Below are 23,815 nucleotides of genomic sequence, written 5' to 3'. Positions count from 1 at the left end.
TGATTTTTAACAGCTCACTTCAATTCGGGAAGAGTGAATGATGCGTACCATTGGATTGAGAATTGAGTTATAGCGAAACTATAAATCCTATTGAAAAGAGGCTCTACGAGGTGGAAGTTCGCCACTATTGGGAACATAAAGGATGGGGTGGAAAATTTGACCACCTTGGAATTTGGGGACTATCAATTTTTGCAGGGCTAACTCCTTTTTGCTTTCTATGGTTTGTAATCGACGAGCTCACTATAGACTCTATTGCGTTTTGGGGATTATTTTCTTTCATGACGATGATGGTATTAGTCTCAAGGTATCTTTTTTTCCCCGACAAACATCGCTGTTACCACTTAACGCCTTTGGGTATTCATTATACAGAAAAAGACATGATTCCCGATGTTGCCTATCAGGTGGTGCGTGGTCTTGCATGGGTGGGTATCGTGGTTTGTATTATTGCCGTGTTTGTGCTCGGTCCTCTCGCGTTTGTTGGGACTGGTGGTTTTGCGCTGATGTCGTTTGGGATGACGAATTTTCGTCCTACGATTAATAAGCATTCCATATTGATTTGTGAGCGTACGGTTGTGTTTGACCTAGAGAATGATGGTGTATTGTCATTCGCCATTCCCGAGAAAGGTGCGTATGCTTACTATGGTGATATATTCACCGCTACTCTTGACCAAAAGCAAGAACTACTTGCTACATTACGTTCACTCTTCCCTAGGATCGAGTTCGTGAAGATAAAAAGGTTGAAGGACCAGTATAAACACCCTGTTTATCAACAAGAAGAAGAGAAATCGGCCGAGTAGTATAGCTTTTATATAGGGTTTACTCTCGCTCTTACAATTAACCATTTTCACCAAAGGTGTTTAATGCCTGCTCTGCACTCATTGGTTTAAAGTGGTAGAACCCTTGAATTTCATCGACACGCCAGACGTTGAGAATGCGCAATTGAGACGCGGTTTCGACGCCTTCAGCAACGGTGGTCATGCCCAGCTCTTGAGCCATGTTGATGATGCTGCGGACTAAGGTTTTGGCCTTTTCATTGGTTTCAATTTCGCTCATATACGATTTATCCAATTTGACGATATCGAGCGGAAAATTACACAGCGAGCTAAACGATGAATAGCCGGTACCGAAGTCATCTAAGGCTAGCTGGACGCCTAACGCTTTGAGGGCATGCATCCGTTCAATTGTCTCCTGGTCGGCACCGAGTAGAATACTTTCGGTAACTTCTAGCACCAGCTGTCCTGGCGAAAGTTGATACTGCTTTATGAGTCGCTGCAAGTTATTAATCAGCGCACTTGCGCCAAAGTGAGGACTAGAGAGGTTGACATGAATGGTGAGACGGTGCTGCGATTTTTTACTCCAATACCTTTGTATGGTTTGTAAAAATGCGCAGGCTTTTTCTAACACCAGTTCGTCGAGCTCAATAATTAATTTGTGTTTTTCGGCCAACGGAATAAAAACCCCTGGCGATATCATCCCCAAATCGGGATGATGCCAACGCGCCAATGCTTCAAAACCGATCACTTGATTCGATGTCGCGTTAACGATGGGCTGGAAGAAAGCGGTAAACTCTTCGTTTTTCAGTGCAGTGATCAGGTTTCGATTAATTGTTAATGTCTCATTGGCAGCTTGCACAATCTCTTCATCAACAATCGTCACATTGTGCTTGGGTACCAACTGTTGCTCTATCGCGTAGAAACCACAGTGGACGAGGGGTTCAAAATGGGTAAACGCGAACTCAGGCCCTATCATTGCGGCGTTAAGGCCGATATCAAAGTCTGCTGTCGTCTCAGCTAGATGATTCGCACTGACTTTTAGCACGGTATTCGCGCGAGGAATAAATTGCTCCTCCTCTATTTGATCAGTAAAAACGATAAACTCATTTTCGCTTAGCCTACCGATTGCCGCTTGCGGGAACTGTTGCTTCAAAGCATCAGCGATGTGCTTTACCGCATTGTCATAGGCTTGATGCCCATATATCTCGTAAATTTCACGAAGACGTGTGGCAATTATGTAGAGGGTGATAATGGCCTTTTTGTCCGTGAGCGCTTGATTTAAGGCTTTAGTTGTCGAGGGCCGATTAAGTAAACCAGACAGGGTGTCATGGTGTGATAGTGTTTCTATTAAAGCGGCTTGTCGTTTTTGCTGGCTAATATCTTTCACCGCCAGCATCACAGTTTGAGACGTCTGATTGTCTAGCCGCATCGCTTCTACATTGCAAGAGATAGTTTGCCCAGTGACACTGCGTAGGTTAGTTTCAAAGTGAGTGACATCCTGCTCGTCTTGTTGCTGGAAGGCATTCAAATCAGACAGTGTACCATCTTTGTTATTTAACAGGATATCAAGTGGGGCATCAATAAGCTGTGTGCGTTGATGACCAAGCAAGTTAAGTAGTGCCTGATTCACGTCGACAATCTGGTTATTTTCTAAAAGTATCATGCCTAGATATTGGCTATGGTACAGCGCTTCAAATTTAGACAGTGTTTCTTTAAGTTTTTGTTCGGCGTAAGAAGACGTGCTCGCCATTGCCTCGATTTGTTCAGTAATGCGGGTAAACATATCTTTGGGCGTTGTGATAGGAGCTGTGTCACCGAGCAGAGCGTTCACATTTTTCTCAAAAGAGATAAACTGTCTAGCAATATTGTGTCGATAAAGCAGATAAACCACGAAAGCGATAAATGAGGTCATCGCCAGTAAAGCTAAGATAAGATATTGAAATACTTGCTTTCCCTTTTGATAGTAATGGCGAGATTCGGTGGTTTCTAAGGCCGCAATGGAGCGGTTGCTCAAATCATATAAGGGGGTATAGCGGGTTATCTTATTGTCAGTACGAACAATGCGTTCAACGCTCCCTTCTCCTGTTGTATCCCCCTTGTTAACGAGACGGTTGTTGCCCGCTAATATGTTATCGTAAGCGGAGGGAAAGCGACCTGTCAGAGCTTGCCCCCAAACCATCCAGCCGACGACCGGTGCAGTGCCCGCACTGTCTCGGACTGGGTTGACACTGATCACCCATATGCGGCCTCTAAGCTGGAGTAAACCAGCGAAAGGAGTCAGCTCTTTATCAGGAATGGGTTGATGAATATGGGCTGTGACGGCAGGGGAGCGATATATTGCATCAATAATCGACTTGTTGCCCGCATCTTCCAGTACTTTTGCTTCGACTACCTCACCACTTAAGTCGGCAAACCCCATCATATCTAAACTGAGTGCGAGTAATGTCTCGTCGCTTAGATTCCTCTGCGCATAGCGATTATTACCTGTTGTAAGTAGCGCGTAAGTATCATCCCAATAGGCCCAATCAATTGCATATTCAACTTGATTATCGATGACACGCTGAATCACCGCTTTGGCTTGCTGATTTGCGCGCGTGATTTCTATGTCTTCTAGGTGGTCAATACCGAAGAGGAAAAAATAGCGAGTCAATAAAAGGCTACTGAAAATAATGGCAAGTAACCCTAGGATAAAAATAAGTGCTGCTTTGCTGTGAAGCGTAACAAATCGCGTCCGTGTCATTTAACACCTAGCAAGAAAAGAGGAAGGCCCGACGCCGAGGCTTTAAATTAGGCGAGTACACCACAACAATCAATAGTGTTGTTAATGTATTGAGATGTTATTCAGTATTTAGGGATAGACTTATCAACAAGCGCCGATATTACGGGGTTTACAGTGTAAACTGGACCACTTTATGTGACGCTGTCACATTTTATTTTTGGTGTGTCGATTACAAACAAGAGCCCCTCGTATTATTGCTAAGACGAGGGGAAAGTGTATAACAATGCTTAGCTGGTCGATGACTCTAACTGCCAATGATGCTTAATCTTCTCTTGATTGTGCTTGGGCGAGTGAATAGTGAATGCAATACACAAGGATATAGTGATCATTACCAGCATCACACTAAACGCGGCAACAAAACCGCCAAATAGCGCCGCAATGACAGAGCCCATAAAGCTACCGACACCAAAGCCCAGGTACATAAAACCATAGTTTTGGCTGAGGTGGTTCATGCCAAAATAGTCGCTCATCAAGGTGGGGAATACGGTAATTGCTCCGCCAAAACTGAACGCGACACAAGCAACCGACAAATAGAAGCTGTATTGGTCCAGTGGCATAAAGCGGAGCATACCCACGCCTGCCGCGCAGACGAGGAGTGCCAAGCCAACCACTTTGCTGCGCGCCATGCGATCAGACAACACCCCCAGTACCAGACGGCCGCCTAGATTTGCCAGTGCGATAATGGCAACCGCTTCCGCAGCGGTGGCAGCATCAAGGTGGACATAAAGTTCACCCACATCTTTAGCGACGCCAATGACATAAAGCCCACTCATACAAATCGTGACAAATACCGTGGCAAGTAACCAAAATTGCGGGGTTTTAAAACATTGAGAAAGGGTGTAATCAGCAGGCGCATCGGCCTCAGATGCGTTTGTGGCGGCTTTTTGCTGTGGTGCATCGTGCATCAGTGCGCCGCCAATCACGACCATCACACAGGCCAGAATCGCCCACATTTGAAAACTTAGTGCTGCGCCGCCTGCAGCTAAAAAGTACAGATTAATGTATTTAAAACCTAAGCTGCCTAAACCATAAGCGCCAATAGCACAGGCTGAGGCAAGCCCTTTGTTTTTGGGAAAAAAGCGTACGCAATTGGAAAGCGTCATTAAGTAGCCGGTACCATCCGCTAAGCCAATCAGAAGGCCAGCGGTAAGGTAAAGTAGCCATAGTTGGCTGACCACCGAGGTTAGCGCGAGACTGGCGCCAAGCAGTATGCCTGCGCCAATGGTCACGCGGCGGACACCGAATCGTGCTTGTAGATGGCCCGAGACGGAAGAAGCCAGGGCCAATGCCAGTGTCATAATGCCAAAGGTGAAGGCCACTTGGCTGACTGGCTCGTCAAGCTGGGCTGCAAGGGGGGCATTAAACAGGCTCCACGTATACACAGAGCCAAGTGCAAACTGGGCCAATACGGTGCCGATAAGGGTTTTGATGCCGGGGGATAAACGTGCGTTCATGGTAACGCTCCAGGATTTTATCTATTGAGAACACCCCCAAGATACGACCCTGAATCCCCACATCAAGAGTAGGTGAAAAAGATAAAATGAGCTGCAGTTAGCGGGCATGAACTGCAGCGAGATGGCATGAATTACAATTGCATCCGTTCGCGAAACGCTTTCAGATTACCGCGACTGACCAACACAGGATCAGAAATGCCGGGGAGGAAAACGTGGTAGGTGCTGTTTAAGCCGGGTGCAATTTCGGTAACTTTATCTAAGTTGATGCAATAAGAGCGATGGCAACGGAAAAAGTTAGCGGGCAATTGTGCCATCAACTCACTGATGGTATAGGGCACATAGAACTCACCGTCGGGCGTATACACCAAGGTGGTCTTTTCGTTGGCAGCGGCATAAAGAATGTCGGCGGTATCAGTAATGCGGATCCGATTATCACGCATCAAATGTAAGGTATGGCGTTGATCGGTGATGGTATCGGTTGGCGCTACTGCGAGAGCAAGCTTATTGAGTACGCCTTTCACCCGTGTTTCGTTAAGTGGCTTAAGCAAGTAGTCGAACGCTTCAAGCTCAAAAGCATCTGCGGCATGCTCTTTGTAAGCGGTCGTAAAAATCACAAAGGGCGGGCGCGCATCGGCATGTAAACTCCGTGCGAGTAACATGCCATCAATCGAGGGGATATTGATATCTAAAAACAGCACGTCCACTGAATGGGTCTGCAGGTATTTTAGCGCTGCAAGCCCATCATCAAAGCTTTCGATGATCTCGAGATCACTATGCTTTTCAACTAAGTAACGTAGCTCTTCTTGCGCTAAGTATTCGTCTTCGACAATGACAGCGCGAAGCATGAAGGCTCCTTATGGTTAATCACAAATGATACACGTGTGCCGGGATTGCGTGGCTCAACAGTTAAGCCTTGTCCATAGAGCATGATTAAACGCTGATGCACATTCATCAATCCAATATGATGACTGTCGATGGTGCCATGATAAAGTTGCTCGACAATATTAGGATCGATGCCGATCCCGGTATCTCTGATGCTAATCTCCGTTCCTTGCGCAATTTCGCGCACCGCAATGATAACATCACAAGGACGACGAGAAGGTTGAAAACCATGGCGAATCGCATTTTCAACCAGCGGCTGTATCAGCAAGGGCGCAATATTGGTGTCGGTCGTTTCAATATCAAAGCGGATCGTAAGTTTGTCACCAAAACGTGCTTGCTCAATAGCGACATAGTCTTTGACTTGCTTAATGGCATCACTAATGGGGATCAGATCCTGCGTGCGCTCTAAATTGTAACGCATAAAGTCGGCCAAATTGGCAATCAAGCCACGGGCGTCATCCGGACGCAGGCGGATCAAGCTGGAGATCGCATTGAGGGCGTTAAACAAGAAATGAGGGTTAATTTTACTTTGTAAGGCAGAAAATTCGGCCTTACTCGCCATTTCTTTGAGGTTTTGTATCCGCGCAACTTCCATTTGGGTCGAAATCAATTGTGATAAACCAATCGCCATTTCCTGCATGGGGCGACGAATACGATGGGGCTGGCGATAAAAAACCTTTAAGGTTCCCGTGACCACGCCATTTTCCCATAGCGGAATGATCAACAAAGAGCGAAAATCATGCACATTGAGATCATTGCTGATAATTTGTTCACCGGTTCTTACCGCTTGCTGAGTAAGGCGGCTAATTTGGTGATGGGCATCAATGTATTGCTCCTCACCAATGCCAACATACGCCAAAACATCGGCGGTATCGGTAATAGCCACGGCATCGGCACCGGTGTCTTTACGAATAATACTGCACGCTTTGGTCAAACCTCGCGCCTCTCCGCGTCGAAAATACGGTAGAGTGCGGTTGGCAATATCTAACGCTTGCTTAGCCTGCTGGGCGGCTAAATGTTCTTTTTCATCATCGATGTACTGCACCAGTTGGATGATCAGGCCAATACAGACGGTACCCGCAATCATCGGGAAGCTAATGGTAGCAACAATGTGTTGGGCGAGCGTTTGATCGCGGGCAAGCAAAAGGATAAGCAGCATCGTCAGCGATTCGCAGAGCATACCCGCCAAAATGCCGTAGCGTGCATAATGCTGTTTATCTGCGCGATAATGAATCAGTGCCGACAGGCACCCAGCAATAATACTGGCGATCAAACAGGCTTGTGAGGTTGGCCCATCAATATCGATAAGATAGCGGTGAACGCCCGAGACGACGCCGGCAGTCACGCCAACCCAAGGACCAAACAAAATACCGCCGGCGATAATGGCGATGATGCGTACATTTACCAGCGACCCATCGACATTCACTCCCGTGTAGGTACTGAACAAGGCAAACAATACAAATAAAGCGGCAATGAGCGCTGTTTCCATTGGATGGCGCTGGGTCTTCTGTACGATGGTTTGGATCAGATGGGTGCGAGTGAGCCAAAATAAGGCCATGAGTAATAAGGCGGCACGTTCAAATACCGCCAACAGCATCAATAACTGGTCGTTATACGCTAACAAAAGAAAAGACCGTGTTTAAATAAAGGGCGACGGTATGCTGCCAATTACTTGCGGCGGCAGAACTCAGCGATCACGAACAACGTTTGGCCGTTCACTTTACCCTGCACATGGGTGGGATCATCGGTCAGGTTAATGCCACGGATCACGGTACCTTGTTTGATTACCTGGCTTGAGCCTTTCACTGGCAAATCTTTAATCACGGTCACGTCGTCGCCTTTTTGCAGCGCCACACCATTTGCATCCAGCACTTTAACTTCTTCGATATCTTGACCGGTTTCCGCCCATTTACGCACGTCATCTTCCATATACATCATGTCGAGATTATCTTGCGCCCAGCTTTCACTCGAAAGGCGAGAAAGCTGGCGATAAGCGACGACTTGCACGGCCGGCTCTTGGCTCCACATGCTGTCACTCAGGCAACGCCAGTGGTTCACATCCATATTGTCAGGATTACTTAGCTGGTCATGACAGGTGCCACAAACCAATACGCAGCTGTTCGCGGTGGTATCTGGTGAGTACGGGACGTCATATACAGATAAGTTGTCTTGGCGGGTACAAAGTTCACATTGGCCGCCGCTGCGTGCCTGAAGTGTTTGTTCAATACTCATAAATGTCTCGTGTAGGGCAGATCGAGCCTGCGTTAACAATGCGGCAGAGTGTAATCGCTGACATAAATTCTTACAAGTTATAAGGGATTAAGTCAGCGAATTGATGGATGATTATAGACACAAAAATGCCACGCCAATGCGGCGTGGCATTTTATAAACGATGGCACCGCGCCATTAAGCGTTTGCAGTGTCTTGTTTCACCACTTCGTGGTGCTCGAAGATAGTCTTATCTTGGCCACCGGTTAAGCGTGAGGTGAGCGTGCCAGCAGTCATTGAGCCGCTAACGTTAATCGCGGTGCGGCCCATATCGATTAACGGTTCAATTGAGATTAACAGACCCGCAAGTGCGACCGGCATATCCAGTGCCGAGAGTACAATCAGCGCGGCAAACGTTGCCCCACCACCGACGCCAGCAATACCGAAAGAGCTCACCGTTACGATGGCAACCAAGGTCGCGATAAACCCAGGATCGAGCGGATTAATGCCAATGGTTGGTGCAATCATCACCGCCAACATGGCAGGGTATAGCCCTGCACAGCCGTTTTGCCCCATGGTCGCACCGAAAGAGGCAGAGAAATTGGCACTGGCCGGATCGTTCCCCAAGTTCTTCATTTGAGAATCAATGTTTAGCGGAATAGTCGCGGCACTAGAGCGCGATGTGAAGGCAAACGTTAGTACCGGGAGTATCTTTTTCAAGTATTGAGCTGGGCTCATTCCTACTAGGCCGATTAAGATCAAATGCATCACCAAAATCGCGCCTAGGCCAACGTATGAAGCGACAACGAAGTTTGCCAGTTGCAGGATTTCACTGACATTTGATCCGGCAATGACTTTCGTCATCAATGCCAAGACACCGTATGGCGTTAAACCGATAATCATGCGCACCAGCGTACGTACAAGCGCCTGAGCAACATCCATAAAGCGTTCAAAGCGCTCACCCAGTTCAGGCTGTGTGCGTGAAAGCGTTACCCCGGCAATTCCCACAAGCGCAGAGAAAATCACCACAGCAATCGTAGACGTTGGACGGCTTCCTGCTAAATCTGCGAACGGGTTTTGTGGGAAGAAAGAGATCACCATATCAGCCAGTGACAGGTTTTCAACGGTACCCAGGCGTTCTTCAAGTGCAGCCCCGCGTGCCATTTCTTGCGCACCTTGCACGATATCTTGCGCAGACAATCCAAATAGACTGCTGACGAACACACCAATGAGTGCCGATGCTGCGGTCGTTGCCAGCAAAATCCCAATATTTAAGCTAGAGACTTTACCCAGTGAACCCGAGTCTTTCACCTTTAAGATGGCACCAATAATTGACACGGTAATCAACGGCATGATGATCATTTTTAACAAGCTCACGTAGCCTGAGCCGACGATATTGATATAGCCAATGGTTTCGCGTGTAACCGTGCCGTCAGCACCATATAACGCTTGCAGCGCAGCACCGAATGCCACCCCTAAGCCTAAGCCAGTAAAGACTCGCGTTGATAGGGATTTTTGTTGCTTGTGCAACTTCACAAGCACTGCCAGTAACAGCGCAAAAGCGATCAGATTTAAAAGGATAACTGTCATAGTTGGCGTTCCCACCTAGAGAATTATAATAATTTCAGCGTTAGATCCCGTGGATGTCGTTCAGGGATCGATATTGGTTCGCATCTTATGCCGACGGATACACATAATGAAGACATATGTCACATTACGGCTAGATAAAAAAAGCACTTATTAAAACTAAAAAGAATATGGAACAGTTATTGCACAATTTGCGGTGGTATATCGCGCAATGGCGACGACAAGTTATTCCGGCTGTTTTAAAACAAGCGTTCGTTCTAGGAATACACCTAAGGTTCCGGTAAGGTAAGGCCGCGCGTGTTGACTCACCCTCACCGTGTTTATTTTTGGACGCATACCAGGAGTGATGTGTTATTGATTTGAAGGATTCACAATGAGCAGAAAAATCTACTTCTCGACCCCGGGCCGGTTTAGTGCAAAACGTACGTTGATAGGCGCGGTTAGCCGTTGTCATCATCGACTTGCCCCCAGTCATGCAAGGAAGATTGCCCGCAAGCTCTTTCTTACCCCCACGCGCAGTCCAGCGGTGAACGCGGCCCCGAATGGCTTAGAGCGGTTTACTGCGCAAAGTCAACAAGGCGAGCTACAGATGTACAGCGTTGGCGCGGGCCCGACCTGGTTACTGACACATGGATGGTCCGGTTCGGCGAGCCAATTTTTTCCTTTAATGGCGCATATTGCCTCGTTGGGTTTTCGCGCTGTGGCGTTTGATCATCCGGCCCATGGTGAAAGTGGGGGGCACGAAAGCCATATTCCAGGGTTTGTGCAGGCAATCAACGATGTTTTGGATCAAGTAGACAACGTTTCTGGTATCGTCGCCCACAGTATGGGTGCGGCGGCCGTCCTCGAGAGCCAACATCCGCAATTAGATGACTTACCATTACTCTTGGTCGCGCCTGTGTTGAATTATCGTGAGAATCTGTATGCAACGGTGCGTCAGTCCGGATATTCACTCAAGCTGTTTGATGAAATTGTACAAGAAGTGGGGGAGCAGCATGGTTATCCGATCGAAACCATCGAACCCTTGACTAAACTCGGCGCGCGTCGTCATCAGGTGGTCATTGCGCATGACAGAAGCGATCGTTTTGCCTCGTTCAGCGTGACTGAAAAAGCAAACGACTATCAACATGTCTGCTTGCTGCCTACTGATGGGCTAGGGCATGGGCGGATTTTAAAAAGCGACGTGACTTTACAAGCGTTTACTGATCTTGCGGCTAAGACGGATCCAGCGGTACACAGTGTTGAGAGCGCAACGTCAAGTAGCGATATCGCAGCGCGGAAAAAAAACTGGCAGACAATTGAGACCAGCGCGTCAGCCATGGATGTGTGAGCCACCGGCAAATAATCTAAAAAAGGCACCGACGTCTGCGGTGCCATGTGGGTCTATAATATGTGGCTTATAAAAAAACGTATTACTCGCCAGCTATCTATTCGCCAGCTATCGACAAACGGGCAAACCGTATCCGAGGGGCGAAGAAGGCGCCATCGTAATTAGGCGTGACTGTGTTGCCAATCGCATCAATCTCATTGAGCATGGTATAGAAATTACCTGCCACTGTGATGCCACGCACGGGGCGAACACGTTTACCGTCACGGCACAAGAAGCCACTGGCTCCAAACGAGAAGTCGCCACTGATAGCATTCGCGCCAGAATGCACCCCTTGCAGCGAAACCAGTTCGAGATACTCGCCTCCATGCACTTCGGCACCACTTTGTTTGCCGGCGCCAATGAGGTCGTGACGTGAAGTGACATCTAAGCCGCCTTTCGGGCTGCGGCCGGCGTTGGCAGTGTGACGGACGCCAAAATGATGGGCCGTAGCGCTATTATGTAACAACCCAACCAATATGCCATTTTCAATTAGCGGCGTGTCGGTTGTAGCAAAGCCCTCGCTGTCAAAGGCTTTGCTGCGCATCCCGCCATCGATACGTGCGATATCGGTAATGGTCAGGGCTGGATCGGCAATCGGTTTTCCGATTTTTTCGCGCCATGGATTGGTACCCCGTTTGGCCGCATCCCCGGAAAAACAACTGCCAAATGCGCCCAGCAATTCGCTTAAACAATTATGTTCAAACACTACCGCATATTGACCGGTTTTGACTGGCCCACCCTCTAACAATGCATCAGCCGTGTCATAGGCCAAGCGGGTTGCAAATGCTTGGTCGAGATCGGCAAAGCGGCGTGACACTGACGCCCCCAAATGCATCGATTGCTTGCCGTCGTGATTGAGCAGTGCTGCCGTGTAGCAGCTAAAACTCCGTTCGCGATGATAGCAGCGTGTGCCCAGGGTATTAGCCAGCAGCTGATACTGGGTTTGCTCACCGTAGCCATTGTAGGGCGCCCCCGTTGCCCGTGGTTGATTGACCACGTCTTGCTCCATCGCGAGTGCCAATGCAATCTTATCTTCAATCGGCGTATTATCCGCTTGAAACAAAGTGGGATCTTGGCTATCGATCTGCTGCCCTTCGGCGCGAATTTTCTGGTCAGGGTCGGCTTTGGTAAAGCTCGCATTCGTTAGCGCGGCGTTGACCATGCTGGCAAGGCTGTCGCTATCTAGCGATTCGGAATAACTGGTGGCAACTTGGTCACCTTTGATCACACGTACGCCGATCACTTGGCCCGCGGTGACTTTGTGCTCGGACAGATCGCCTTGATCCGCCTTCAATGACAAACTTTCACTGGCGTTGGCAATGACGTCTGCGTGGGCCCCTTTTGCCTGAACGAGTGTTAATACCTGATCGACGGCATCGCTTAGGGTTGCTTTCACGTTTTGCTCACTCATGCGTTACCGCCTCCTACTAGGATGTTGTCGACTTTAAGTGCGGGCTGACCCACAGTCGTCGGTACGGCACCACTCACAGAGCCACACATACCCGCGGCGAGGGCGAGATCCTTACCAACCATGCTAATTTCTTTAAGTACTTTCGGACCGGTGCTGATTAACGTTGCGGACTTGAGTGGTGCGGTGATTTGGCCATCTTCTACCAAATAGGCTTCTTGCACCGCGAAGTTAAACTCGCCGGTGCCGGGCTGTACTGAACCACCACCCATTTTTTTAGCATAAATGCCGCGCTCCATGGAGCCAATCATCTTATCAAGATCATCATTACCCGGCTCGATAAAGGTGTTCCGCATCCGCGAGGTCGGCGCGAACTTGTAAGACTCACGACGGCCTGAGCCGGTGCGTGCATAACCGGTTTTCAGGCTGCCCATATGATCGACCATAAACGAGGTGAGCTTACCGTCTTTGATAAGCTGGGTATGCTGAGTCTCCATACCTTCATCATCGATGTTAATTGAGCCCCATGCGTTGGCTAAGGTGCCATCATCGACGGCGCTAACCACTGGGCTAGCAATCATCTCACCCATTTGATCATGAAACACCGAGGCTTGTTTGGCTACCGAGGTGGTTTCTAGTAAATGGCCACAGGCTTCGTGGAAAATGACCCCACCGAATCCATTTCCAATGACCACGGGCATTTCACCAGAAGGACAGGTTTGGGCGCCGAGTTTGGTTAATGCTTGACGTGCAACGCGTTCGCCCATCGCCACGGGATCAATATCGTGATGAAATTCCCAGCCAGTGAGTGCGCCAGGGGCATCAAAGCCGGTCGATTGCTCTTTTCCATCGGTGGCAACCGCGGTTGCAGCAATCCGAGTGTAATGACGTGTATCGCTAACGTGCAACCCGCGAGAGTTAAAGATCTCAATCTGTTGTTCACGTTGGCCGACGCGACCAATAATTTGTGTGATTTTTTCACTTTCGGCGCGTATACGTTGGTCTACGTGGCGTAAAAAATCGACTTTATCTGCCACATGCTGGTCACGAGATAGAGGTTCAGACACAGGATGTTTGTCATTTAAATGCGACAAATTAAGGGGGCCAGCAGCGGCAATTTGGTCACGCTTATCACGCGCGCAAAGTAAACTGGTCACTTTTTTAAGCTGTTCTTCATCGCGACTATTGGTATAGCCATAAAGGACCTTATGGCCGAAAAACAAACGGATACCAATTCCAAAATCAATCCCTGAACTGACTTTATCCACCTCACCAGACAATAACTCGACGTTGCCCGAGTGGTGGTGCTCGACAAAGAGCTCGGCGAAATCTGCGCCCATAAACATGGCGTGATCAATCACCGATTTTGCCGTTGATGGATTCAGCATACTTCCTCCTAAGAAGTGTGTTAGCGAATCTTTTATTCTACCAAGCTTTTATCAGCAATGATCACCACGTTCAGTGAGTGCATGATATTTCATCACTTTCTGTGTAATTGACTGGATGGGAAATGGGGCTTTTCAGTGCATGATTACCAATAGGCGACGACTTTTTCGCGATCCGTTACACTACGTCGATGCAGATAACGAGCAGGATAAAGCAATGAGTCACGTAGCAGCCAACATCATCACTGGCTTTCTTGGAGTGGGCAAAACGACTGCCATTCGTCATTTGCTGGCGAATAAACCTGAGCAAGAGCGCTGGGCGGTATTGGTCAATGAGTTTGGTGAAGTGGGTGTCGATGGTGCGATCCTCTCTGAGCAAGGTGCGCTGGTGAAGGAAGTGCCGGGGGGATGCATGTGCTGTGTCGCTGGGTTGCCTATGACGGTAGGCTTGAATACGCTATTAGCGCAAAAGCCGGATCGAATTTTAATTGAGCCGACAGGGCTGGGTCATCCTAAGGATATTATCGGTAAGCTTACCCAGCCGCCTTTCGATACCCATTTGTCGCTACGCGCGACGATGACCTTGGTGGACCCGCGTTGCATTGACGATGTGCGTTATCGTGAAAATCAGAATTTTCACGATCAAATCGCGTTAGCGGATGTGGTGGTCGCCAACAAGCTCGATCAGTGTACTGAAGGGCAAATCGCAACGTTTTATGATTATGTCGCGGCGTTTGATGGCAAGAAAAGCTTGGTGACTGGCGTTGAACACGGCGCGCTCGAGACGGCATGGCTTTCGCTACCTCGGCAAGATCGCACAGCGCATTATCACCATCATCACAGCAATGCTGAGCCGATGACCACGCTTGCGTTGGGTCCAGATGACATTTTTACCCGCAAAGAAAATCAGGGGCAGGGCTATGTCAGTTGTGGTTGGTTATTTGCCGCGCACTGTTGTTTTCCCTTTGATGCCTTGTATGGGTTATTTAGCAATCTCAATGCTCAGCGAATCAAGGCGGTGGTAAACACCGAAGAGGGATTTTTTGCGTTTAACGTTGCCAATCAGGTTGTCACCGTCACACCCATGTCGATTGAAACGGCAGAGTCACGGATTGAGGTGATTGATATCCAACCCTTACCGTGGGATGAGTTAGAAACCATCTTGCTTTCGTTTCTCGAGCCGCCGGCCGAATAAATCACGCCGTTATAGAAAATGACAATAAAACCGGTCAGTATCACTGACCGATTTTTATCGACGTTGACGATGACGTTGGGTTAGCTGGCGTATTTCGCTGTGAGTACTTGCCAGCTGCGTTTTTGTTGATGAAAACGCAGTTTCAAATCTTGATATTGCTGACTTAACTCGGCCTTTTCTACTTTTTCGCGGAATTTATCGCGTTCAAATGCCAGTAATTGTTTTTTGAGCGTGTAGTAATCAGCCATCTTCGCCACCAAGGTATCGTATTCTTGTTGTAGAATTTGCAAGCGATGCGCGGCATTGGGCTTATTGCTTAGCTTTTGCGTTGCACGCTGAAGCTGCATTGTCGCCCGTGCTTTTTCTATCTTTTCTTCCGGCGTAACACGCAGCTTTTCAGCCAACCCAAGCCAAGAGGCCGTTTTAATTAACCACTTCGTTGGATCAAATTGCCACCAGCGAATGCCGTTGCGGTAATCATTCTCAAAGATGTGATGGAAATTATGGTACCCCTCACCAAAGGTCATAAAGGCTAAAACACCATTATCGCGGGCTGTATTCTTCTCGGTGTACGGTTGACTTCCCCATACGTGGGCCAAGGAGTTAATGAAAAACGTTGTATGGTGGCTGAGCACTAATCGTGTGAAGCCGACCAGTAAAATGGCCCCCCACACATCGCCGTGAATCACGCCAAACGCGATAGGAAAACCAAAGTTGGTTGCCAGTGTCAGGGCCAAGTAGTGCTTGTGCTGCCACATCACGATCTTGTCTTTTTGCAAGTCACGACAATTGCTGTAATCACCATAACGGTCGGGATGATATTCACGTAACATCCAGCCTAGGTGTGAGAACCAAAAGCCGCGTTTCGCCGAGTAAGGGTCGACATCGTTGTCATCTACGTGACGATGGTGAATACGGTGATCGGATGACCAATGAAGGGCACTGTTTTGGAGTGCAAACGCGCCCCCAATGGCAAAAATAAACCGCAGGACCGGATGGGCTTGATAAGTTTTGTGGGCCCATAAGCGGTGATAGCCTGCCGTTATCGACAGCCCACAAAAACTAAAGGCGACAATCAGTGCGGTGATCTGCATCCAATCGAAACCATGGTGCCAAGCCCAAAGCGGGGTGCCAATGACTGCGATGAAAAACGTGAGCGTAAATACGCTGATATTTAGCCAAATCAAACGTGGTTTTTGTGGCGGTGAGGTTGTCGTTTTGGTTTCCATAACTCTTATCTTTATTTAAGCGTACACTTGTACGCTAGAATAGATGGGGGTCATCAATTGGTCAAGGCCTCGTCATCCCCTTTGTGCGCAAAATTGTTTCTGGGTTTGTCATCGAAAGATTAATGATTGAAATGGCTATACTTAGGTAAACATGGGAAAGCGTTGGGAGGATGCCATAGCCTATTCGCTCGTTGGCGTTGTTGGTTTGACGCCTTTTTGATTTTTATAGTTTTGAGGATGTGTGCCGATATGTATACGTGTTCCTTATTCACGAAAGGTTAGGAAGTATGATGTCCTATCCGGCCATACCGCACTTTGTGAAGGCGATGGGCCACCGTGTGGTGAGTTACATCTTGAATGTCACAGAGGCCGAAGGCCGCTTAATTTTAATGCAGAAACTCGGACTAAGCCGGATCCAGCGAGACACGCTGAACCAGTATATCGAGCTGTGCCGTCAGCTACGGGTATCCGCGGTTGACCAGGGAGAGAGTGAACAATCTTTTTTTTATCGCCTCCCCCATGTGATGCAAAATGGTCGTCATGTCTTTAATGTGTGGCGGGCACAACAAGGGGGAGAGCTCGCCACGCGGATCACCACCGCCGACCCCTTGACCAGTGCATTTTGCCAACTGGCCGGTGAGTTGTATCCCTTGTTTCTGATTAAGGCGGGACAACGCCCGCACCTTTTTTATCGGGGAGCAGGTTACCTGACCGCAGCTATTGAGCAATTCCCTATTAGTAAGTTGGTGCAAAAGCGGATGGCGGCCGATCCTGCCTTATCAAGATTATTCACCACCACTGGCAAAGAGCCACAACAAACGTGTGGTGACTATAAAGATGCCACCGGACATCGCGGCATGGTGAGTTTAGCCAGTCTCCCTGTCTCCATTTTGGTCAATAGTTATGACTTAATGCGGATACGTGGCGTGGTCAGTGCTGACCGTTTCGTGACTACCGTCCAAGAGATGTTAGACATGGCACGCAGCCTTGCCGATGGTGAGATCGCGCATATTCCCATGTTTGTAGGATTTCGTAATGCGGCGCTCACGAATTTGGCCGAACTCGATACCAAATGGGGCAGTGTACGGCGCTACACCCCGGGTATTGCTGAATATGTCTTACAAGCGGCGGGGCTGATGGCGAAGCGCCGGAATAATGGCTTTATGTTAGAGTCTGGCTACGCATTTGCGATCAACTTTGGCGACTTTCTTGAAGACGATGATTGGCCCGAGGAGGTTCTGGATGCTGAGGGCGAGCAGCAAACTACCGAGCTGAATATCATTTTATGCATGGCGCTTTGTTATCTTGGCCAACATAAGGCATTTGTCGCGCCAGAGTGGGTGTGGCGTATTGATCCCTTTTCATTGGACAACCGACGACAAGATTTTAGCACCGTAGCGGAAACCAGCGATCCTGTGGCAATTGGTGATGAAGACTTAGTGGATATTGAGCGTTGGAGCATGCTGGTGGATGATACCGATTCCAGCGGGATTCGATTGGCCATGTCTCGCCTCTATGCGGCAGCAAAAAAACCGGTCACACAAGATGCCTTGATGGATGTGATTATTGCGTTACGCAATATATTTGCTGCCAGTGAAGACATTGTCCCGATAAAAGCGGCGCTGACGCATATTATCGAGCAAGAGACGGACCTTGCTATGATTGATCAGCTTGCCGAGGATTGGCGTGCCTTGTTAACTGGGGAGTTTGATGACGATCCTGAGACCATCCGTGAAAAAGTCTATCAATGCGTCCAGCTGTGTTTAATCTGTTTACGTCATTTCTACGTGCATGCCCCGATGCTGATGACTCGCCCCGACCGGCTGAGCTATCTGTGCGAACACGATGTCACGCAATCAAAGGTGAATCCTTAGCGACCTCAAATAATCTCAGTGATTTTTACGGGTTCGACCTCATACCCGGCGAACTTGGTTTATGCTTACAGTGATCACGCTGCCATACTCTCAGCTAAGAAGTCGAAAAGGAGAGGCTTTTGACCAAACAAATACTGATCACCGATGATTCTGCCCTGGCGCGCAAACAGCTATCTCGAACCTTGCCTCAAGACCTCGATGCTGACGTGCACTTTGCTGAAAACGGTAAAGTGGCACTCGAGGTGCTCAACAGTCAGCCGATCGACATCATGTTTCTAGACTTGACCATGCCAGAATTAGACGGTTATCAAACGTTAGAGGCTATGCAAAAAGCGGGCATGACCACTCCGGTTGTGGTGGTGTCGGGTGATATTCAGCCATTAGCACAGCAGCAAGTGTTGGAGCGAGGCGCGAAAGACTTTGTTAAAAAGCCGATTAGTCGCGAGCGGGTCGATGCGTTAATCAAAGCCTATTTGCCTAATACATCCACTTTAGATACCCAGCGTGCGCAAACGTCGCACGAAAAACTGAGCCGTCGTGATATTTATATGGAAGTCGTGAACATTGCCATGGGCCAGGCGGCGGATAAACTCGCCCGGCACTGCGGTGTGTTTGTCCATATGCCTTTGCCGCAAGTAAATGTGTTTGAGGTGACTGAATTAACCATGACGATTCGCCATCTGGCCCAGTCCAACACCATGAATGGAGTGTGCCAAGGCTTTAGTGGTGAAGGGATCGCTGGTGAAGCGCTGATGTTGATCAGTGACTCGAGTATTACTGAAATGATCCAACTGCTCGACTACCCAGACGACGGATCGGTGGATAATGAATTAGAGCTCCTTGTGGATGTGAGCAACATTTTAATCAGCGCTTTTCTCCGCGGACTGGGCGATCAGGCGGCGTTAGAGTTTTCGCAAAGCTATCCGGCCTTACTTGGACAACATGCTGACGTTGACCAATTGATCTCGGCGATGAAGGGTTCATGGAAGCGAACAGTGACCATTGAGGTCAGTTATCAGATTGATGGTACCGAGATAAAATGCGATCTTCTATTGCTGCTGTTGGATGAATCACTACCGCTACTGGATGCCAAGTTAGCGTACCTGATGGATGAGGAGTAATGGAATGAGCACACAAGATTTTGATCAATTCCATTGGATGCTAGATATGGTGCAGCATATCGATATGGGATTAATCGTACTCGATCGCGATTTTCACATCCAAATGTGGAACGGATTTATGATCCACCATAGCGGCAAACATGCGAAAGATGTACAAGGTCGTTCGCTGTTCGACGTGTTTCCCGAGATCAATGCGTCCTGGTTTCGCGCCAAGTCTCAGCCGGTTTTCGAATTACGGTGTCGCAGTTTCATTGTTTGGCAACAGCGACCTTATTTGTTTCGCTGCCGTCATGTGCGCCCGATTACCGGACAGTTACCGTTTATGTACCAAAATATCACCATGCATCCGATGGCCAATACGCGTGGTGAAGTGAATCATATGTTTATTTCGATTCAAGATGTGACCAATGAGGCATTAGCGAGTCAAAGCCCTAAAGCTATAGCGTCATCATAGAGTAAGTACTGCGCGTCATCATAGCGAAATTACTGGTTGCGACTCGATTTTTTAGATAAGGCTTATTTTTGTTTTTGAGGTGGAGCGAGCTTTTAAGGTCAAATCGTGTCTCGTTTGGGATCACAGTACGCAAAAATGCCGCCGTTTAATGTCCTTTTTGCATAATACATGGCGGCGTCCGAGCAACTTAATAACGACTCAAACGATTCACCATGTTCAGGGTAACAGGCAATACCTATGCTCGCTGAGAGTGTGACTTCTTGATTGTTATTGACATGAAAGGGCTGGCTTAAACCGGCAATTATTTTTTCAGCCACGCGCCCCGCGTCATCTGGATGGCTGGTGTATTCGAGCAATACGGCAAATTCATCGCCACCAAGGCGAGCAAGCGTATCAGAATTGCGAATACTACTACTCATGCGTTTTGTGGTTTCCACGAGTACGCTGTCACCTGCGTCATGGCCGTAGGTATCGTTAATTGCTTTAAAGCCGTCTAAATCAATAAAAAGTAAAGAAAAGTGCGCACCTTGCTGCCGAGCTTGGACCAGTGCTTGGTCGGCGCGTTGTTTGAATGCCATTCGATTGAGGGCACCTGTTAAGGTATCTGTATGGGCCATGTGTTCAAACTGCAGGTACAAACGCTTGGTTTCGTTAATATCCTGGTGTGTACCAACCATCCGGACTGGATTATGGCTCCGATCCCACTCCATCACCTTGCCTTTCGATAATATCCAGACCCAGAAACCCTCTTTATGCAGCATTCTGAACTCACATTCATAGTTTGGCGTTAAGTCACCAAAGGCTGAATGTATTTTCTCTTGAGCATGGACATAGTCTTCGCTGTGACAGAGTGACTTCCATGTTTCTATCGTGATCGGAGCAAGCGCTTTTTGGCTGTATCCGATGATTTCGGCCCAGCGATCATTCACTACCAGCTGACCACTCGGGACGTGCCACTCCCACGTGCCTACATGTGTACCACGGATAATTTCATCGAGACGACCACGTTCAAGTTGTAACTCATATTCTGTGCGGCGTTTTTTGCGTAACACCAGCCACATCGTGGTCAACATCACACCGAGAAAGATAATAACCAGTGAAGTCGCAATCAGTTGGTGGTCTGTGCGTTTTTCAAGCTGTTGAGTTTGTTCATCAACCATGTGCTCTAGACGATTTTGGTAATGCCACAAGGATTCTTGTGTGGCGCGAAATTCACTGATGTCGGTGACGATAGAAAAAAGCACTGGACTGCCGCGATAAGAAACCGGAACCGATGAGACTTTAACGGTACGGGTTGAGCCATCGGCTAACTGGTGACGGAACACAAAATAACGACGTTTTTCTAATGCTGCCAGCTTTCGTTCTTCTGCAACCGATTGAGGGGATAAATCGTTAATCTCTTTGATGTTCATTTGCGCCAGCGTATCACGCGAATACCCATAAAATTCGCTGGCAGCTGTGTTAGCAGCAAGAATATCGCCTTTATCAGGATCGATTAGCATCATGACCAGTGCATGTTTTTCAAACATCTGATTAAATAAATCTGCATGGGGTTGTGACGTTGCTAACGTAAACGGCGCCCATAGCATGCAAATCAAAAAGATGAAAGACTGCTTAATCACACAGAATCACTACCCACTAAAACCTAGGCTAAGCGTAACACAAAGGTTAATGATTTGTGTGACAAGGGTAGGGGTTACTGTGCTTCATCGATTATCAGTCACGATAGATAGTGCCTTTGTGAGTGAATTCACTTTGTTAATACAATGTTTGCATATGATTAGTTTGTACGCGGGCGTTGGCACTGGGCTGTCATACGGTGAGGGACGTTAGGCAAGCGAGACACACCTGACTCGAGTGCTTTTATGCGAGTGTTGGGAGACGGATGCGTCGAGAGCAGTTCGGGTGGCGCGCCATCAGACGCTTTGGCCATATTGCGCCATAGGTCGACACTGGCACTCGGATTGAAACCGGCTTGATGCATCAGCTGTAGGCCAATTTTATCCGATTCTGATTCTTGCGCGCGGTTATAGGGCAGCAAAATACCGACTTGCACGCCAAGTCCTAAACCGGCCATTGCCATGGCGGCATGAGGGCTATCTGATAGAGACATACCGGTAACTGTTAGGCCCAGTGCGGCAAGTTGAGAGCGAGAAAGACGTTCATTACTATGATCGGCTAACACATGACCAATTTCATGACCAATAACCGCTGCTAATTGATCGGGCGTCTCTGCGACATTGAGTAGGCCGGTATAGACGCCTACTTTTCCGCCTGGTAAAGCAAACGCATTCACTTGCTCACTGTCGAACACCACCACTTCCCATTCGGAAAAATTTGATTGAGGCGGAACCACTTTTAAAATCGCTTGAGCCACGCACTGTACGTACGTATTCACGGCTTTGTCCTGACTGATTGGCTGGGATTGCTTCATTTCCTCAAATGAACGCTGGCCTAGGTCAGCCATTTGATTGCCAGAAAAGAGCAAAAGCTGATTCCGGCCTGTGGGTGAATTTGAGCAGGCTGTAAGTGTGAGAATGAAGCAGATAGACAGAATGACTGTGTGGGCCGTGCGTCGCATGATTGTTTCCTGTATCGTTTTACCTAACATGGGCGTGACCGAAGCATGCCGTGAACGGCGCTCAGTTAGTACAGGTAATGTACTGTCTTATCGCCCCGGCGTCTACGGTGCTGCTTTCTTCGTGTTGCGCTAGTCGACGTTGATCATCAGGGCAACCGTTAGCGGTTATTGAATGAATAATAGGTGAGACATGGTGAGCATTTGGAAAAAAGACATGTCGCTCGCGGGGCTAAATGCCTCATCGGCGAATACCTTGGTTGAGCATTTAGGGATTATTTATACGGCGTTTGATGACAACAGCTTAACAGGCACCATGCCGGTTGCCGCGCATACGCATCAACCGCTGGGCATGTTGCACGGCGGTGCGTCGGTGGTGTTGGCTGAAACTTTGGGATCACTCGCCGCTAATATGTGTGTGCCTGAAGGGAAATACTGCGTCGGCCTCGATATTAACGCCAATCATTTACGCGCGATGCGACAAGGCACAGTGACCGGGGTCGCACGCCCGATTCATCTTGGGGCAACCACGCAAGTTTGGAGTATTACCCTCCAAGATGAACGCGGCCGCGATATATGCGTGAGCCGTCTTACGATGGCGGTGCTGACTGATAAAGCACACCGATAAAAGCAGACACCGTGCAAGTCTGTGGGTAGCCTTGCACGGTTATAGGGGAACCCCAAGTGTCAGTTACTCGTGCGAAGCCGTGACTTCATAGCTGGTAAATTTACGCACATTGATCACGCCAGTATCGAAAATCAAATATTGGCCCTTTATTCCTTTCAATATACCGCTTACGTGCGGATTTTTATCAAAGTTGTGGGAGCTTATCTTGGTTGGATGCTCAGTGACAGGGTAACTAAATGTCAGAGCGCCTTGCTCAGCCGGCACAATGGCATCTTGACCAAATTGTAAACGGATATCAGCAAGCTCGGATGCAATGGCCTGGGTGAGGCGTTCCGCTTCTGTTGGTAAATCAAGTACGTCGTTGTCCCCCTTGAGAATCGCACGCCAGTTAGTCTTGTCGGCAACGTGTTTAGCGATTGCCACCTCAACCAGGCCAGATACATGGCGGGTTTTCACACGGAAGATTGGCAGGGCCTGCGTTGCGCCTTGATCATGCCAGCGGGTTGGCATTTGGTTCGCGCGTGTGATCCCGACTTTTAGCCCAGACGTGTTGGCGAGATACACGATGTGGTCGGTCATGCAAAACTGCTCGCCCCATTCAGGCTCCCGGCATGTCCCTTGTGCATAATGACAGGTTTCAGGCTTCATAATACACATGTCACAGCGCGCTAGCTTCTTCATGCAGGGATAACAGTGACCTTGTGAATAGCTTTTTTTGGTTTTTCGACCGCACGCATCACAAAAGATATTGCCAGTGTGTGTCAGGGTGAGCGTGTGGCCCAGTAGCGGGTTAAGGTGTAGTTCTTGCTGACCGACACGGAGAAAATACTGCACGGATGCGCCTGCTTCGGTGCGCATTTTATTTAAGGTTCCAATCACAACATTGCTCTT

The 23,815-nt window shown here is 48.5% G+C and carries 19 protein-coding genes; 7 read left to right on the top strand and 12 right to left on the bottom strand.

The window, feature by feature from the left end; translation table 11 throughout:
* Positions 1-62 precede the first annotated feature (62 nt).
* Entirely contained in the window at positions 63-797 is a 735-nt protein-coding gene (locus BZG76_RS07630) for a hypothetical protein (RefSeq protein ID WP_077460793.1), read from the top strand.
* Between the two features lie 37 nt (positions 798-834).
* Here the strand turns inward: BZG76_RS07630 and BZG76_RS07625 are convergent, their stop codons facing one another.
* The 6 genes from BZG76_RS07625 to BZG76_RS07600 all read right to left on the bottom strand — a co-directional run bounded on the left by BZG76_RS07625 (position 835) and on the right by BZG76_RS07600 (position 9,686).
* Positions 835-3,513, bottom strand: coding sequence for a bifunctional diguanylate cyclase/phosphodiesterase (locus BZG76_RS07625; protein ID WP_077460792.1), 2,679 nt, complete (start codon positions 3,511-3,513; stop codon positions 835-837).
* Positions 3,514-3,779: 266 nt separating this feature from the next.
* A complete protein-coding gene (locus tag BZG76_RS07620; protein WP_077460791.1) occupies positions 3,780-5,006 on the bottom strand; it encodes an OFA family MFS transporter in 1,227 nt (408 codons plus the stop codon).
* Between the two features lie 131 nt (positions 5,007-5,137).
* Entirely contained in the window at positions 5,138-5,851 is a 714-nt protein-coding gene (locus tag BZG76_RS07615) for a LytR/AlgR family response regulator transcription factor (RefSeq protein ID WP_077460790.1), read from the bottom strand.
* Complete coding sequence (locus BZG76_RS07610) at positions 5,815-7,485, bottom strand: LytS/YhcK type 5TM receptor domain-containing protein (protein WP_077460789.1); 1,671 nt, start codon at positions 7,483-7,485, stop codon at positions 5,815-5,817. The genes BZG76_RS07615 and BZG76_RS07610 overlap by 37 nt, the downstream gene beginning before the upstream one ends.
* 71 nt (positions 7,486-7,556) lie before the next feature.
* Entirely contained in the window at positions 7,557-8,120 is a 564-nt protein-coding gene (locus BZG76_RS07605) for a PhnA domain-containing protein (protein ID WP_077460788.1), read from the bottom strand.
* Positions 8,121-8,294: 174 nt separating this feature from the next.
* Positions 8,295-9,686 carry an L-cystine transporter gene (locus BZG76_RS07600; protein ID WP_077460787.1) on the bottom strand — a complete coding sequence of 464 codons (1,392 nt, stop codon included), beginning with the start codon at positions 9,684-9,686 and terminating at the stop codon, positions 8,295-8,297.
* A gap of 370 nt (positions 9,687-10,056) precedes the next feature.
* Between BZG76_RS07600 and BZG76_RS07595 the strand changes: the two genes are divergently transcribed.
* The gene (locus BZG76_RS07595) at positions 10,057-11,013 is read left to right on the top strand and encodes an alpha/beta hydrolase (protein WP_077460786.1); all 957 of its coding nucleotides are present in this window, start codon (positions 10,057-10,059) and stop codon (positions 11,011-11,013) included.
* Positions 11,014-11,110: 97 nt separating this feature from the next.
* Here BZG76_RS07595 and BZG76_RS07590 read toward each other — a convergent pair whose 3' ends face one another.
* Positions 11,111-12,463, bottom strand: a complete 1,353-nt coding sequence (locus BZG76_RS07590) for a TldD/PmbA family protein (RefSeq protein WP_077460785.1) — start codon at positions 12,461-12,463, stop codon at positions 11,111-11,113.
* Entirely contained in the window at positions 12,460-13,848 is a 1,389-nt protein-coding gene (locus tag BZG76_RS07585; RefSeq protein ID WP_077460784.1) for a TldD/PmbA family protein, read from the bottom strand. The genes BZG76_RS07590 and BZG76_RS07585 overlap by 4 nt, the downstream gene beginning before the upstream one ends.
* Before the next feature lie 214 nt (positions 13,849-14,062).
* Here BZG76_RS07585 and BZG76_RS07580 point away from each other — a divergent pair, with 214 nt between their 5' ends.
* Positions 14,063-15,040 carry a CobW family GTP-binding protein gene (locus BZG76_RS07580; RefSeq protein ID WP_077460783.1) on the top strand — a complete coding sequence of 326 codons (978 nt, stop codon included), beginning with the start codon at positions 14,063-14,065 and terminating at the stop codon, positions 15,038-15,040.
* Positions 15,041-15,120: 80 nt separating this feature from the next.
* Here the strand turns inward: BZG76_RS07580 and BZG76_RS07575 are convergent, their stop codons facing one another.
* Entirely contained in the window at positions 15,121-16,269 is a 1,149-nt protein-coding gene (locus BZG76_RS07575; protein WP_077460782.1) for a fatty acid desaturase, read from the bottom strand.
* A 287-nt stretch (positions 16,270-16,556) separates the two neighbouring features.
* Here BZG76_RS07575 and BZG76_RS07570 point away from each other — a divergent pair, with 287 nt between their 5' ends.
* From BZG76_RS07570 to BZG76_RS07560, 3 genes are all read left to right on the top strand, one after another.
* Positions 16,557-18,143, top strand: coding sequence for a hypothetical protein (locus BZG76_RS07570; RefSeq protein ID WP_077460781.1), 1,587 nt, complete (start codon positions 16,557-16,559; stop codon positions 18,141-18,143).
* Between the two features lie 119 nt (positions 18,144-18,262).
* Positions 18,263-19,264 carry a response regulator gene (locus BZG76_RS07565; RefSeq protein ID WP_108743658.1) on the top strand — a complete coding sequence of 334 codons (1,002 nt, stop codon included), beginning with the start codon at positions 18,263-18,265 and terminating at the stop codon, positions 19,262-19,264.
* Positions 19,265-19,268: 4 nt separating this feature from the next.
* Positions 19,269-19,718: a PAS domain-containing protein gene (locus BZG76_RS07560; protein WP_021023812.1), complete on the top strand. Its 450-nt coding sequence runs from the start codon at positions 19,269-19,271 to the stop codon at positions 19,716-19,718.
* Positions 19,719-19,816: 98 nt separating this feature from the next.
* On the opposite strand, the gene BZG76_RS07555 is transcribed toward BZG76_RS07560, so the two are convergent.
* Positions 19,817-21,340: a sensor domain-containing diguanylate cyclase gene (locus BZG76_RS07555; RefSeq protein ID WP_077460780.1), complete on the bottom strand. Its 1,524-nt coding sequence runs from the start codon at positions 21,338-21,340 to the stop codon at positions 19,817-19,819.
* 158 nt (positions 21,341-21,498) lie between these two features.
* Positions 21,499-22,299: a M48 family metallopeptidase gene (locus BZG76_RS07550; protein WP_077460779.1), complete on the bottom strand. Its 801-nt coding sequence runs from the start codon at positions 22,297-22,299 to the stop codon at positions 21,499-21,501.
* 193 nt (positions 22,300-22,492) lie between these two features.
* On the opposite strand from BZG76_RS07550, the gene BZG76_RS07545 reads away from it, so the two are divergent.
* Complete coding sequence (locus tag BZG76_RS07545; protein ID WP_025744795.1) at positions 22,493-22,924, top strand: hotdog fold thioesterase; 432 nt, start codon at positions 22,493-22,495, stop codon at positions 22,922-22,924.
* Positions 22,925-22,987: 63 nt separating this feature from the next.
* On the opposite strand, the gene BZG76_RS07540 is transcribed toward BZG76_RS07545, so the two are convergent.
* Entirely contained in the window at positions 22,988-23,782 is a 795-nt protein-coding gene (locus tag BZG76_RS07540) for a DUF2797 domain-containing protein (RefSeq protein ID WP_077460957.1), read from the bottom strand.
* Positions 23,783-23,815 lie beyond the last annotated feature (33 nt).

Origin of the sequence: Salinivibrio sp. AR647 (assembly GCF_001995415.1) — a bacterium.
GTDB lineage: Bacteria > Pseudomonadota > Gammaproteobacteria > Enterobacterales > Vibrionaceae > Salinivibrio > Salinivibrio costicola.
This window is presented reverse-complemented; position numbering and strand designations above follow the sequence as displayed.

Coding starts and splice junctions, on each gene's coding strand:
- BZG76_RS07570 (WP_077460781.1), top strand. CDS start 16,557: ATGATGTCCTATCCGGCCATACCGCACTTTGTGAAGGCGATGGGCCAC.
- BZG76_RS07595 (WP_077460786.1), top strand. CDS start 10,057: ATGAGCAGAAAAATCTACTTCTCGACCCCGGGCCGGTTTAGTGCAAAA.
- BZG76_RS07580 (WP_077460783.1), top strand. CDS start 14,063: ATGAGTCACGTAGCAGCCAACATCATCACTGGCTTTCTTGGAGTGGGC.
- BZG76_RS07615 (WP_077460790.1), bottom strand. CDS start 5,851: ATGCTTCGCGCTGTCATTGTCGAAGACGAATACTTAGCGCAAGAAGAG.
- BZG76_RS07600 (WP_077460787.1), bottom strand. CDS start 9,686: ATGACAGTTATCCTTTTAAATCTGATCGCTTTTGCGCTGTTACTGGCA.
- BZG76_RS07605 (WP_077460788.1), bottom strand. CDS start 8,120: ATGAGTATTGAACAAACACTTCAGGCACGCAGCGGCGGCCAATGTGAA.
- BZG76_RS07625 (WP_077460792.1), bottom strand. CDS start 3,513: ATGACACGGACGCGATTTGTTACGCTTCACAGCAAAGCAGCACTTATT.
- BZG76_RS07550 (WP_077460779.1), bottom strand. CDS start 22,299: ATGCGACGCACGGCCCACACAGTCATTCTGTCTATCTGCTTCATTCTC.
- BZG76_RS07575 (WP_077460782.1), bottom strand. CDS start 16,269: ATGGAAACCAAAACGACAACCTCACCGCCACAAAAACCACGTTTGATT.
- BZG76_RS07590 (WP_077460785.1), bottom strand. CDS start 12,463: ATGAGTGAGCAAAACGTGAAAGCAACCCTAAGCGATGCCGTCGATCAG.
- BZG76_RS07620 (WP_077460791.1), bottom strand. CDS start 5,006: ATGAACGCACGTTTATCCCCCGGCATCAAAACCCTTATCGGCACCGTA.
- BZG76_RS07560 (WP_021023812.1), top strand. CDS start 19,269: ATGAGCACACAAGATTTTGATCAATTCCATTGGATGCTAGATATGGTG.
- BZG76_RS07585 (WP_077460784.1), bottom strand. CDS start 13,848: ATGCTGAATCCATCAACGGCAAAATCGGTGATTGATCACGCCATGTTT.
- BZG76_RS07610 (WP_077460789.1), bottom strand. CDS start 7,485: ATGCTGTTGGCGGTATTTGAACGTGCCGCCTTATTACTCATGGCCTTA.
- BZG76_RS07540 (WP_077460957.1), bottom strand. CDS start 23,782: ATGCGCACCGAAGCAGGCGCATCCGTGCAGTATTTTCTCCGTGTCGGT.